The 13,285-nt window shown below is 35.7% G+C and carries 9 protein-coding genes and 1 tRNA gene; 6 read left to right on the top strand and 4 right to left on the bottom strand.

Going from position 1 to position 13,285, the window contains the following annotated elements; all coding sequences use genetic code 11:
- Positions 1–9 precede the first annotated feature (9 nt).
- Entirely contained in the window at positions 10–2,499 is a 2,490-nt protein-coding gene (locus ACF3OC_RS00340; protein ID WP_392471627.1) for a two-component regulator propeller domain-containing protein, read from the top strand.
- Between the two features lie 129 nt (positions 2,500–2,628).
- Here ACF3OC_RS00340 and ACF3OC_RS00335 read toward each other — a convergent pair whose 3' ends face one another.
- Positions 2,629–4,224 (bottom strand): lipopolysaccharide assembly protein LapB, encoded by a 1,596-nt coding sequence (locus ACF3OC_RS00335; protein ID WP_094281251.1) that lies wholly within the window; start codon positions 4,222–4,224, stop codon positions 2,629–2,631.
- A gap of 163 nt (positions 4,225–4,387) precedes the next feature.
- Between ACF3OC_RS00335 and ACF3OC_RS00330 the strand changes: the two genes are divergently transcribed.
- The 3 genes from ACF3OC_RS00330 to ACF3OC_RS00320 all read left to right on the top strand — a co-directional run bounded on the left by ACF3OC_RS00330 (position 4,388) and on the right by ACF3OC_RS00320 (position 7,180).
- Positions 4,388–5,485 (top strand): hypothetical protein, encoded by a 1,098-nt coding sequence (locus ACF3OC_RS00330; RefSeq protein ID WP_094281249.1) that lies wholly within the window; start codon positions 4,388–4,390, stop codon positions 5,483–5,485.
- A 76-nt stretch (positions 5,486–5,561) separates the two neighbouring features.
- On the top strand, positions 5,562–5,966 hold the full coding sequence (locus tag ACF3OC_RS00325; protein WP_094281247.1) for an NUDIX domain-containing protein: 405 nt from the start codon (positions 5,562–5,564) through the stop codon (positions 5,964–5,966).
- Between the two features lie 833 nt (positions 5,967–6,799).
- Complete coding sequence (locus ACF3OC_RS00320; RefSeq protein ID WP_392470641.1) at positions 6,800–7,180, top strand: hypothetical protein; 381 nt, start codon at positions 6,800–6,802, stop codon at positions 7,178–7,180.
- 72 nt (positions 7,181–7,252) lie between these two features.
- On the opposite strand, the gene ACF3OC_RS00315 is transcribed toward ACF3OC_RS00320, so the two are convergent.
- The 3 genes from ACF3OC_RS00315 to purD all read right to left on the bottom strand — a co-directional run bounded on the left by ACF3OC_RS00315 (position 7,253) and on the right by purD (position 9,569).
- On the bottom strand, positions 7,253–7,792 hold the full coding sequence (locus ACF3OC_RS00315) for a phage integrase SAM-like domain-containing protein (RefSeq protein ID WP_094281333.1): 540 nt from the start codon (positions 7,790–7,792) through the stop codon (positions 7,253–7,255).
- 333 nt (positions 7,793–8,125) lie between these two features.
- A tRNA-Glu gene (locus ACF3OC_RS00310) sits at positions 8,126–8,197 on the bottom strand.
- Between the two features lie 97 nt (positions 8,198–8,294).
- On the bottom strand, positions 8,295–9,569 hold the full coding sequence (gene purD, locus ACF3OC_RS00305; protein WP_094281243.1) for a phosphoribosylamine--glycine ligase: 1,275 nt from the start codon (positions 9,567–9,569) through the stop codon (positions 8,295–8,297).
- A 105-nt stretch (positions 9,570–9,674) separates the two neighbouring features.
- Here purD and ACF3OC_RS00300 point away from each other — a divergent pair, with 105 nt between their 5' ends.
- Both ACF3OC_RS00300 and ACF3OC_RS00295 read left to right on the top strand, forming a co-directional pair.
- A complete protein-coding gene (locus ACF3OC_RS00300) occupies positions 9,675–12,347 on the top strand; it encodes a TonB-dependent receptor plug domain-containing protein (RefSeq protein WP_392470639.1) in 2,673 nt (890 codons plus the stop codon).
- A 168-nt stretch (positions 12,348–12,515) separates the two neighbouring features.
- Complete coding sequence (locus ACF3OC_RS00295; RefSeq protein ID WP_094281239.1) at positions 12,516–13,283, top strand: enoyl-CoA hydratase/isomerase family protein; 768 nt, start codon at positions 12,516–12,518, stop codon at positions 13,281–13,283.
- Positions 13,284–13,285: the final 2 nt, after the last annotated feature.

The raw sequence follows: 13,285 nt of genomic DNA, 5'->3' as shown, positions 1-13,285 counted from the left end.
TTCCTTTGCATGACCGAAGATTCAAAAGGACAACTGTGGTTATCCTGTAATAAAGGAATTTATAGCTTCAATAAACAGACTAAACTTTTTCAGAGATTTACACCTACAGATGAGTTATCAAAAAACTGGAACCAAATAACTTTTACAAAGTTATTAGTCGATAAAAAAGGGAATCTATGGATTGGCAGCCGTCAATCTGGGTTATTTATCAAAAATCCCGATGGCCAGGTAAAAAGTGTAGAAAAGCTATTCCCAGAATTAAGAGCAATCAAAAGTGTCAATGATATAAAAGAAGATCAGGATGGATCAATCTGGGTGGGAACAAATGGTCAAGGTCTTGTGAGAATAAATCCAACAAGCAAGCAGTTTAATCATTATGAGTACAGGAAAAATGAACAGTCAAGCTTGTCAAGCGGAGTGGTAAAAAGCATTCTTATTGACCAAATAAATAGAGTTTGGGTTGGTATGGAAAATAGCGGCTTAAGCCTTTTCAACCAAAAACTTAATTCATTCCATCATTACCAAAATAATCCTTCGAACCCACAAAGCCTATCCCAAAAGACAATATCAGCACTTTTTGAAGACCAACAAGGTAATATTTGGCTAGGAACCCATCGGGGTGGGGTAAATTTCTTCAACCCCAAATTAGATAAGTTTGAATTCTATACTTCCGGATCAGGTAATACTGGCTTGAGCTATAAAGATGTAAAATCCTTTTTTGAAGATCAGGACGGCACTATTTATATTGGTACTGATGGCGGAGGATTAAATACCTGGGACAGAAAAAATAATATTTTCCACCATTACAAACATGACCCTTTAAACCCTCATAGCATTTCTTCAGATGCAGTGCTCCATATAGTCAAGGATGGTAAAGGAAATATATGGGTAAGTACTTGGGGTGCTGGGATTAATCTTTTTGACAATAAAAGCGGAACCTTTAAACGATTTACCCATGATCCAGACAATCCCCTATCTATAAGCTCTAATTACATCTGGAGAACATTTGAAGACAGCAAAGGGAATTTATGGATTGCAACTTCTTCCGGCGGAATCAATAAATTCAACAGTCAGAATCAAACTTTTGAACAACTAAAATGGAAAAATAAAAGTTATCAAAACTCCACAAATTACTACTGCATAGCGGAGGATGAAGATGGAGATATATGGTTTGGCTCAGATAATGGAATCCTCTTAAGGTATAACATTGTAAAGGAACAACTATCCAGTTATAAAATCCCAAATTTCGACAATAAAAACCCGCCCAACATTGCTGTCCGAGTAATTTTTAAGGATTCAAATAACAAACTATGGTTTGGGCAGAAGGGACTATTTTATTTTGATAAACTGCAAAACAAAATATTACCTGCAAAGAGCAACTTATACTTACATGAAGAAAGCATTCAGGGAATATTAGAGGATAATTATGGAAATCTATGGCTCAGTACCAAGAACGGTCTTTTCCAATATCATATTAAAACAGAGCAAATCACACACTTTACAATGCCAGATGGGCTGCAGGGTCTTGAATTTGGTCCAAATGCTTGTTTAAAAACTAAAAAAGCTGAACTATTATTTGGAGGAAGTAATGGATTTAATCTCTTCAAACCAGAAAAATTGCAGTATAATCGAATTGCTCCGGAAATTTTCTGGACTGATTTTCAACTATTTCCTAAAAGCCAAGCAGAAAAACCAAATCATTATTCATTAAAAGAAGACATTTCCGTTAACAAAGAAATCGTCCTTAAACACAATCAATCAACCTTTAGTATCCAGTTTACCGCTTTAAATTTTGTCTCAAGCAAAAAAAATCAATTCGCCTATAAGCTCGGAGGACTAGATAAAAACTGGAATTATGTAAATGAATCCCGAACCGCAACCTATGCGAATTTAAAACCTGGAACCTATCTCTTTAGCGCAAAAGCTGCCAACAATGATGGGGTTTGGAATGTGAAAACGAAAAGCATAAAAATCATCGTCATACCACCTTTCTGGAAACTATGGTGGTTTAAATCATTGCTCTCCATTTTTATAGTTTGCTTGATAACTTCTTTTATACAGCTCTATAGAGATCTAGAATTAAGAAAAACTAATGAAAATAAACAAAAGGACCTTCCAATGCTCGCATTGCAGAGAAGCAATCTCTCAAAGCTACTCCAAAAACGGGATGAAGAATTTCTGCATAATTTACAGATAATCCTAAATAAGCATTTGGATGATCCTAATTTAAAGGTCGGATTCCTGAGTCAAGAAATGGGAATGAGCCAATCCAAGTTCTTCAAAAAAATAAAGGAAATAACTGGTTTAAGTATCTCCGAATATGTTCGGAAAATACGCTTAGAAAGGGCTCGACAAATATTGCTCACTGAGGATATTGCCATAACACAGGTCATGCACCAAGTCGGCATTTCCTCTTCCTCTTATTTCACGAATGCCTTTAAAAAGGAATTTGGAAAAACCCCAACTGAATACTTGAAACAAGTAAGAAAAAAGAGTTAGCAGAATTTTTGCTCTTTCCTACTCCTATTTTTGGAACAGCGATTCAGTGTCATAATCTTTAATACAATTGTGATTTTTTTTTCTGAGACTCTTTTTTGGTATCAGTTATGGTTTTTGAGACTTAAATAACTATCTTAAAAAATGCTCTAATTCCTCCGGAATAATTTTCCCATTTTCTTTTGCTTTTTCTAAATAAAATTTGGCACTTGGAATATCATTTAATGAAACATAATTGTGGGATAAATGGAAGTATAATTCCGCTAAACTAGTTTTTGAAAGAACTTTTCTGATAGCAAAACGTTCTTTTTTTTGTTGAGAATCTATTACCTTGATATTATCTTCCAAGGTTTCTTCCATTAATGATATTGCCTGATTTGATAGATTGTTTTTTAGCAAAAACTGGGCATAGGCTAATCTGACAGAAAATACTTGATCAAGTGTATATAATTTATGTGTCTCTCCTCTTTTAGACTTTAGCTGTTCTTGAGAAAAAATGTTAAGAACCCTTTCAAAGGTCCATTGGGCCTTTTTAAGGTTGTTTTGTTGAGCATATATTTTTGCTTCTTCAAAACGAGGAGCAGTATTAGTTGAATCGGTGGAGTTGGCTAAACTATTAAATGTAATTGCAGCGCTATCTAATTCTTTAAATCGTTCGAAAATTAAACCCTTATTAAATTTAGTTTGATAATTGTTAGGCAGATTTAAGTTCATTTCAGACCAATAATCCCAAGCGGCTTTTTTATCATTTTTTGTCAATGCAATAAAAATTAGATTGCTATTTGCGGATACATTTTCCTTATCCAATTCTAAGGCCTTTTTATTTTGAACAATAGCTGCTTCGATATTACCCTCCATTGCTAATTTATCAGCCTCAAAGCTGATTTGATTAGATTTTTTTCTTATTTTCTTGTTTTTCAAGATTTCTCTTTCTGAAGCTAGTAGCTGAGGGTCATTGATATAAGAGAATTTCCCCCAATATAGATCTTGTTTCAATGGAACCGAATCCAACCCTACACGATAAGGATGAGTAAACTCATTATCTTTTTTAAAACGTACAATTCCCCAAGTTTTTTGGATTTCATTAAATACTTGTTGTTTCTCATTGATAGGGTAATAATAATATATCCTAATTTTGGCTAGATCAAATTTAATCAGGTTTACCTGCATTACAGCATAGTTAACAATAGTATCATTAAGCTTGTAAAAATATTTTGGCTCATAAATAAGAACAGTATCTGCGTTTATTAACTGGTTATTATTTTTCCCTGGATTAGCAACAATAGGAAAAGATTCTGTTCCCAATTCTGCTGGATAAGCTACCAATCCATGGTTAACTTTATTGCGTTGCTCTTCCTCTGATAAATCATCATTATTAAATTGAAAATATGAGGACATAAGAGTCCAACTATACCCAACTTTTATATAGATATTCCCTTTTTTTAATAATGGCTCTAATCCAAACACCCAATAAGGATTAATTAAATTCCTCTTTTTAATAATACTATTAATTTCTTCCCTAGTTTTATTCGCAAAACTTAAAGAATCTGGGAGTTGTGGAGCATCTAGGGTTATGTATCCCTCGGGTAAATACATTAATGCGTTGACCTGATCTAGCTTTTTGTAAACGCTATCTGTAAATTTTCCTATTGTAATCGGTTCTATAAATTGTTGCCCATAGAGATATGTACAAAGGAATGCTCCTATAAATGCGAAAAACACTTTCATAATTAATGGCCAAAATGGTAAATTGAAATTCAATTTAACAATTAATACTTGGAATTTTGACTCATTGAAAAATAGTTTATCGAAGGCATAATTTCTTACTAATGAATAAGGTTCAATAGTTAATTTTTAAAAGAACAACAGGAAAGTATTTTATAAAAAAAAGATGAAGCCTAAAATAATATTATCAATTATTTCTATTTTTATTGTATTCATTTCAAGGAGTCAAATTGTTCTTTTAGACTCAATTACTAACAGTCCCATTGCTGCTGTAAGTGTGTTTGATTCAAATGGTCATTTAATATCTATTAGTGATAAGAATGGAACAATCTATCTGAATGAAGAAAAATTATCAGACCTTGATAATTTTTCTTTTCAGCATCTTTCCTATCGTTCAAAAGAAATAAGCTTAAAAAATATATTAGCGGCGGAAAGAATGGTTAAGCTTTCACCTTCTACTTTTGTGATTGATGAGATCGAAATAAATAATAAGCCAAAGGAGTGGTTGATCCTTAAAGGTTACTTCCGAGCCTTAGAAACATTTGATGGCAAAAATAAATACTTCTCTGACGGCATTGTAAAATTCTATATTCCGTTAACCCAAAAAAAGGCAAAGATAAAACATAGAATAGAAGCCTATCGGGTTTTGGGTAATAAGGAGGCTATAAAAGCTTACAAGGAAGCGATGGGACCATTCATAGAACCTCCAAGGATCCCAAATATTTCATCGACTCCTATTCACCTTGATTTGTCTAAAGAGTACGAAATTAAAAGCCAAGAAACCTCAGCCAACATTTATAAACAACAGGTGAAAGTAGGTGAAATAAAAATTGACCCTAATGGAAAAGCTCAAACCTATATTGATTTTGTACTGCCCGATTCTATGATAAAAAAGAAACTATTTCGGATTGAAGGAATACGGACTAGTCAGGTTCGGATGGAGACCTATGATGTAGGCAGACTTTCTGATATTACTCAACAAAATCTTCAAAGCTGGTATAGCCATACCATCGGAAGTATTAAACGCAAAAATAATTTGGGATATTTCCCTTATGAAACCCTATCTGAATTCTACGTAATGGAGCGTAGCTTTTTAACTAACCAAGAAGTTGAAGCGAAGAAAAGCATATTTAATAAGAGTGCCTATTTAGATGAAAAAAGCAATTATACTCAGGAGTTTTGGAAAGATTTAGAACGTTATGGCATTCCTTCTATCGCTCCCGCTGTTGTTAAGCAGTTTGATAGAGAGTTAATAGAATTTTGAGTAGTTAAAGAGCTCAGCTTATTGAACAAAAACAGAAATAGTTAAATTTATCTACCTAAGTATAAAAACAAATCATATGATAAATAAAACAATAGAAAAAGTGGCTTTGATACATATAAATAATAATTGTATCCTTAGTACTCTTTCCAAATCAAAAAATAAACTATACTTCCCAGGAGGAAAAAGAGAAAACAACGAATCTGACATAGAATGTTTAAAAAGGGAGGTTTTTGAGGAACTTAATGTTCATATTCTGGAAAATACTGTGGAATTTTTTGGAACATTTGAAGCCCAGGCTGATGGTCATGCTCCAGGAGTTTTAGTAAAAATGTTATGTTATTTCTCTGATTTCGAAGGAACATTAATGGCTTCCAGTGAAATAGAGTCTTTTGAGTGGATAAAATACGAAGATAAAAATAGGACCTCTGCGGTTGATGTTCTTATACTAGAAAAGTTAAAAAAGCAGGGGTTAATCGAATAGAAAAATTCTTTTATGAATTTGTTGGATATGAATATTCAGCCTTAGGTCTAACTACTAAATACTGAATACAATAAACTAAAAAAGCGACTTTTTCAAGTCGCTTTTTTCTGTAGCCCGTAGGGGAATAACACCTGCGGGGTGTCAATTTCTTTATCAGTGTTTTACAAACCTATGTTTTTCCTGCTCACCGAATTACTCACTGGTTTGACATACGTATTAGCTGCAATTGCTATAAATCTAAGATAGTCATTTTTTTTGCAACAATGAGCAAGATTAGAAAGGTCTTTTAAAGACCTATTCCGATTGTTGTACAGCAATTCCTCATTTAACAAAGCTTAGGAAAAAAGATTTATTTAGCAGCTCTACCATAAGAGAAATAGTGGTCGCTTATCTATTCGTACAAATTAATCCTGCTATTAGGATTATTTTTAGATCAACAAATTCAATAATTAATTTATCGTTTAGGATGGGATTATGTTTTTGCCGGAAAATGCACATACGAAAATTTAAAGAGGAGCGCCCAAAACATTCATAACTTATTGCATTCACAGTTTTTAAGTAAAAATATGTTTTATTAAAAAATATTTATCTTTAATATACACACATGGATAGAGGATATCTCCGAAGAAGAATTTGCACAAGAAGTGGCATATGCATTGGCTTATAAAAATAGTATTGTTTCTCAGGATCGAGAGGATATTGTCCAGTTTAGGAGTCAATTTAGTGATGGATGTAAAGTGGAAATTTTTTATGATAAAGAAAAAATAATTAATGGAGAAGTTAAATACAATTATGTCTCCGCAATACTTATTAAGCCTTAAATGTATAATATTATGAACGTTTTAGAGAAATACAATATAGATTTTATTTTAAAAGAATTTCCTGATGGGGAAATTAAGCCTCTCTTCGAGTACCCTAAAGATGACGATTCGGAATTAAATTATCAGTTATTAAGGTACTTTATGTCCGCTAGTGTAGATTTGTTTGAGGAAATTTTAATAGATATCGATAATGCGCTATCGGGGCTTCCTTTTGATGATGATGGTGCTGGGGCAGTCACTTTTCTTCAAATTGGGCGAACAACCTCTTACCTCTATCCGATAGGAGATGTAGCTCCCTTAACACCTATCCCTACACAGGATCTGAAAGAAATACTTTTAGCTTGGATTGAATTTGTGAATAGCAATCCTTCAATTACACCGAGATACCGTTAGATTTTGAAGATGTCAATATTAGAAAAATACGATCTTCCGCAGGTGCTTGATGTACTTGGCAGCGGAAACTTCCTAACAGCCGAGTGCGGAGCGAAGGAAAAATTCAAAACCGGCAACAAAGCTATGATCCATCTTTCGTATCTCAATATCCTTTACGTTAAGACTTTCGTTCAGATACCGTTCAATATGGGATAGAGAAGTGTTGTACCCCTTCAGTGTATTGGCCTTAAAACCTTTCCCCAATAGTGCTTTCATCTGCTCGTTGTGTTCAAGAAAAACAGTCAGCAATTTTTTTCGCTGGATATCCCTTCCGAGATATTTCATTTTAATGGATTCCGCGGTTATGTCCTCTCCGTTTTTAGTCATCTGCAGATGGATATTCGCCACTTTGTGCTCGATCGTATCAAGATAGGCGTTCAGTGTTTTAACGTCTTCTTTGGTTCCCTTGGCACGATTGGCCTTCGATATCCACTTTGTGGGATCGCACTCCCGTCCGGTGGAAACCTCCTTCGGAATCCCATTCACGGTAATACGCATGTAGATCGACTTTGGGCCGCCTGCGTAATTTTTTGGTTTCTTCAGGTAGAAGAGCAAGGAATAATTTGTAATCATGACAGTATCATTTAAGTGAAACCTGTGTTCCAACCGATAAAACACGGCGGAACGTTTAATAAAACAGGTTCAATCCAGCTATTGAAAAACAACAAATAGGATTAAACAAAATTAGCCTTGCAGCTTAACGAAATCAAGATGTTCATTTTTTAAACAAGCTGTGAAACAGCAAGTTAAAACCTTTCCAGTGAGTAGCCTAGATTTAAAAAATGACTCACCGAATGACTCACTTTTTTATTGGGAAAAGTTGAAAGATTTGTAGATAACGATAAAACAAAAAAGCTTGCAAATTTAAAATTTGCAAGCTTTTGTCTCTTTTGATCTTCGATCTAGTAGCCCGTAGGGGAATCGAACCCCTGTTTCAAGAATGAAAATCTTGCGTCCTAACCCCTAGACGAACGGGCCCTTTTGCTTTGGTGATGCAAATATAGAAGCTTTATCTATTCTTCCAAAATATTTTCACCGGCAAAAATATAACTCATTGGCTTTTAAACCGATATTTTTATATTAAATCAAATCCAATGTCTGTTCTGAAGTATTTTCCTTCAAAAAAGATACGTCCTGCATCTGCAGTCGCTTGTTGTAAGGCTGAGAATAGGTCATCCTCTAAAGCTGTTACCGCCAGTACCCTTCCTCCGGCTGTTAATACGTTTGCTCCATCTTGTTTTGTACCGGCATGGAATACAATAGATTCTTTGACATTTTCCATGTTGGAGATCACCTTACCTGTTTCATAATTTCCAGGATAGCCTCCGGAAACAATGACTACTGTTGCCGCGGTTTTATCTGTAACGGTATAAGAACGGTTTGCTAGGTCTTCTTTGGCAACACCTTCTAAAAGGTCAACTAAATCAGATTCAATACGAACTAGAACAGATTCTGTTTCAGGATCACCCATACGAACGTTATATTCAATCACATAAGGATCACCGCCCACGTTCATTAGTCCAATAAAAATAAAGCCTTTGTAAGGGATATTATCTTTTTTCAAACCATCAACGGTTGGTTTAATAATACGCGCTTCTACTTTATCCAGGAATTCTTGATCAGCAAATGGAACTGGTGAAACAGAACCCATACCACCAGTATTTAATCCTGTATCGCCTTCGCCGATTCGTTTATAATCCTTTGCCGAAGGCAAAACTTTATAGTCATTACCATCAGTTAACACAAAAACAGAAAGTTCGATTCCTTTCAAGAATTCTTCAACCACCACTACATCACTTGCTGCGCCGAATTTAGAATCATTGATCATCGCCTTTAATTCAGCTTTAGCTTCTTCATAAGAATCCAGGATTAAAACCCCTTTTCCTTGTGCCAAACCATCTGCTTTTAATACGATTGGTAGTTTTTGGGTATCCAAATAAGCTAACCCTTCTTCAAGGTTTTCTTTGTTGAAAGATTTGAATGCCGCAGTAGGGATGTCATGACGAATCATAAACTCTTTAGAGAAATCCTTAGAGCCTTCCAATTGCGCACCTTCTTGCTGAGGGCCTACGATTGCGATATGTTTCAATTCATCATTGGCAAGGAAGAAGTCATGAATTCCTTTTACCAAAGGTTCTTCTGGGCCTACGACAATCATTTCAATTTGATTTTTCAGCGCAAAATCAGCGATTCCTTGGAAGTCAGTTACTTTTAGGGCAACATTTTCACCATATTTTTCAGTTCCAGCATTCCCTGGAGCGATATATAATTTGCTAAGTTTTGGGCTTTGTGAGATTTTATAGGCAAAGGCAGACTCTCTACCTCCAGAGCCGATGATCAGAATATTCATACCGCAAAGATATTGAAGCAGATGAGAAATCCGCTTTCAAAAAAAATATTTACAAACATTCTTTACAAATTTTCGTATAATTATAAGGAATTAGCCAACTTAATTATGAAGAAACTCCTGAGCTTGCTGGCCTTTTTTAGTTTAGTCAGCTTCCTTAATCCTTTGTCTGGCCAAACCACAGACCAGTTCCAAGCCAAAATGTCTGAGTATGCAGACAAATTCCCGCAAGAAAAAATACACATTCAAACAGATCGAGATAATTATGGTGCCGGAGAAACCATTTGGTATAAGATCTATTCGGTTATCGGGATAGAAAACAAACTTTCCGTATTATCCAACATCAGTTACGTAGAACTAATAAGTCCAACCGGGGAAATCGTATCCCAAAAAATCAATTCGCTTTTTACAGGTGTAGCTGTGGGGGATTTAGTTCTTTCGGACACGTTGGTTGAAGGTTCCTATAGAATGCGTGCCTATACCAATTGGATGCGAAATAGTAGCTCAGATTATTATTTTGAGAAAGTTCTTAATATAGGGAATGTTCGGTCAGATAATATTATCAGCAGCACAGAATTGATTTCTGAGGCGAATACTGAATATTATGTGATGCGGTTTAAGAATCCTGAAGGAAAAGATTGGGAGAAGACCCAGGTTGGCTATCAGGTTGTGGAAGGCGACAAAATAATTGATAAAGGAAGAGAGCCTTTGCAGCCTGACGGGACGGTGAAAATTAAAGTAAACAGCAAGAATAAGGGAAAACCAATTTCGCTTCGATTTAGGAATCTAGATGGTTCAATTGTAAAGAAGCTAATCAATACGAATGTATTTAATACGGACAATAGTGTTCAACATTTTGTAGAAGGGGGGCAAATTGTAGGCAATGAATTAAATCGGATTGCATTCAAAACCTTAAATCCTCAAGGACTAGGGATCAAGGCAGATATTTATATTTTGAGTTCCACCCAAGATACTGCAGCGAGTTTAAGCACCAATGCATTGGGGATGGGCTCAGTTCCATGTTATCTAGCGGCCGGGGAAACTTATAAGATCAATGTTAAGTTTGATGATGGTACTCAAAAAACCACTGATCTAGAAATCATTCCGACCAACAGCATTTCTGTGGCTGTGAATAATTCCAATTCGGATAAGTTGTTGGTTCAGGTAAATGTATCCGAGTCCATGATCAATAATGAGGATTTATATGTCACCCTACAACATTTGGGGAATATATATTACATGGCAAAAAACAGAGCCTCACAGGCTAATGTTTTGTTTTCCATACCAAGGCAAGGACTTCCTTCTGGCGTATTGACAGTAAGCCTATTGAACAAGAATTTCATTCCTATTTCAGAGCGTGCCGTATTCAATTTTAATAATTCCAGCATACTCCCTTCGGATATAAAATTTGACAAGGCTACTTATGGGTTAAGAGAGAAAGTCAATACGACGATTGATGTGGGACAGGCGGGCGATAGTATTCGGTTTTCTGCACTATCGGCTTCCGTAGTTAATTTGAAAAATTATAAAGATAATGTTCCCAATGCGGTAAGTATTTTAAGTTCGTTCTTTCTGAACGGAGATATCAGAGGATTTATAGAGAATCCTAGTTTTTATTTCAATGAAGATGGAACTGTTAAATCGGGGGATTTGGACGATCTGATGTTGACCCAAGGTTGGCGAAAGATAAAAATCAGCATGTTGGATTCCATCGCAACCTTAGAACCAGCTTTTAAGGCAGAAAAAGGATTGACTATTGATGGTAGCATTAAAAGAGTGGGAAGAAATGCTCCTGTTCCAAATGCTTCTATTCAATTAATTTCCACCAATAACTTTATGGAATACCTCGATACTACAGCGAATGCGGAGGGGTACTTTAGTTTTGACAACCTCTTATTTCCAGATAGTGTTAAGTTCTTATTATCAGCGAGAAATCAAAAAGGGAAGAATTTTGTAGATATCGTTTCCAACAGTTACTTATCGCCGGATATAAATTTTGAGAAGAATCAGCCCTTGATAAAAAATGACATCAATAAGCTGAATGAAGATCAGTTAGCGGCAAGCAAGAAGTTTTATGAGCAGTTGGAGCGAAAAGGGATCATGGATAAGGTTTTTCAGATTGAGGAGGTTACTGTTCGTGCAAGACGACCGAAGGCTGCTGAAAACTCTTCCAATTTAAACGGACCGGGGAATGCGGATCAGACACTTACGGCGGAAGATTTAAGCACCTGTGCGACGCTAGAAATGTGTTTAAACGGAAGATTAACCGGGGTAATCTTTCAAAATGGAATTCCGACGACAACCAGAGGTGGCGGAGCGATGCAAGTTGTGGTGGATGGGATGTATATGGAGCCTGAAATCTTAAGCACGATTAATCCTGCTGATGTGGAAAGTGTTGAGGTTCTTCGAAATGCAAATTATACTTCCATTTATGGCTCATACGGTGCTTCTGGATTGATTATTATTACTTCCAAAACGGGCAGGAATGCACGATCTTCGGCATACCAGCCAACGGGGATTTTATCCATCACTCCAAAAGGTATTTCATTGACGAAGGAGTTTTATAAGCCGATTTATGAAGTGAATTCAGAGACGCAATTTCAATCGGATTTAAGGACAACCATACATTGGGAACCGGGCATAGTTACTAATGAAAACGGACATGCGAAGTTTGATTTTTATACTTCAGATGAAGGAGGAACCTATAGAATGATCATTGAAGGTTTAGATTTCAATGGTCGGATCCTTCGGAAAATCCTACAATTTGAGGTCAAGGAATAAACATAGATAAAACAGCAGTATGCCAGTCGAACCTAATCGGCTGGCATACTTATTATATGAGCATTTTGCCAATCAGCCACATCACAAATTCCACGATTTAATAGCTAAAAATTTATCGTTAAGCGTATTTTTTTATGTAAATTTCGATACTTAACAAATGGAAATCATATGGGTTCATTTATAAATACTCAAGTAACAGAAAACATCTGCTACATTCAATTAGATCGAGGGAAATCAAATGCGATGCATTTGGAAATGATAGAAGAAATCACTGACACCTTTAGAACCCTGAAGGAAGACCCTTCTGTATTTGCCGTTATTCTTCAAGGTAAGGAAGGATTTTTCACATCGGGTTTAGATTTGATTACCTTATTTCAATATGATGAGGAGCAGATGAAAACCTTTTGGACGAAGTTCATTGACTTGATTGAGGAATTAGCTTCCTTTCCGAAGCCATTTATTACGGCTATAACAGGTCATAGTCCGGCTGGTGGTTGTGTTTTAGCTTTATGTTCGGACTATCGAGTAATGGCTGCTGGGGAGTATATTATTGGTTTAAATGAGGTACCTGTTGGTATTGTGGTACCTACGAGTATTTTTGAGTTATACAGTTTTTGGATAGGCTCGGGCAATGCAGCACGATTTTTAATGGAGGGGAAATTATTAACTCCGCAGGAAGCTTTGAATATAGGCCTTGTTGATGAAGTTGTTAATTTTGACCGGATCCAAACCACGGCCGCACGTAAGGCGAAACATTATTTACAATTTGAGCCAAATGCGTGGAGAGCCACGAAATTAAATATTCGTCAGAACTTATTAAAAGAGGTTCAAGCAACCAAAGGAGTGGCTATAGAACAGGTATTAGAGCGGTGGTGGGCACCATCGACACGAGCAATCCTACAAGCAATCATTGATAATCTTACTAAAAAATCATAATT

The organism is Sphingobacterium cellulitidis (assembly GCF_043187465.1).
GTDB classification, from domain to species: domain Bacteria; phylum Bacteroidota; class Bacteroidia; order Sphingobacteriales; family Sphingobacteriaceae; genus Sphingobacterium; species Sphingobacterium cellulitidis.
The sequence above is the reverse complement of the archived record's forward strand: the minus strand, read 5'-3'. Positions and strand labels throughout refer to the sequence as shown.

Bases quoted from the DNA above. Each gene is read 5' to 3' on its own strand.
- ACF3OC_RS00335 (WP_094281251.1), bottom strand. From the start codon at position 4,224: ATGAAAGTGTTTTTCGCATTTATAGGAGCATTCCTTTGTACATATCTC.
- ACF3OC_RS00320 (WP_392470641.1), top strand. From the start codon at position 6,800: ATGAACGTTTTAGAGAAATACAATATAGATTTTATTTTAAAAGAATTT.
- ACF3OC_RS00295 (WP_094281239.1), top strand. From the start codon at position 12,516: ATGGGTTCATTTATAAATACTCAAGTAACAGAAAACATCTGCTACATT.
- ACF3OC_RS00325 (WP_094281247.1), top strand. From the start codon at position 5,562: ATGATAAATAAAACAATAGAAAAAGTGGCTTTGATACATATAAATAAT.
- ACF3OC_RS00315 (WP_094281333.1), bottom strand. From the start codon at position 7,792: ATGATTACAAATTATTCCTTGCTCTTCTACCTGAAGAAACCAAAAAAT.
- purD (WP_094281243.1), bottom strand. From the start codon at position 9,569: ATGAATATTCTGATCATCGGCTCTGGAGGTAGAGAGTCTGCCTTTGCC.
- ACF3OC_RS00300 (WP_392470639.1), top strand. From the start codon at position 9,675: ATGAAGAAACTCCTGAGCTTGCTGGCCTTTTTTAGTTTAGTCAGCTTC.
- ACF3OC_RS00330 (WP_094281249.1), top strand. From the start codon at position 4,388: ATGAAGCCTAAAATAATATTATCAATTATTTCTATTTTTATTGTATTC.
- ACF3OC_RS00340 (WP_392471627.1), top strand. From the start codon at position 10: ATGACCGAAGATTCAAAAGGACAACTGTGGTTATCCTGTAATAAAGGA.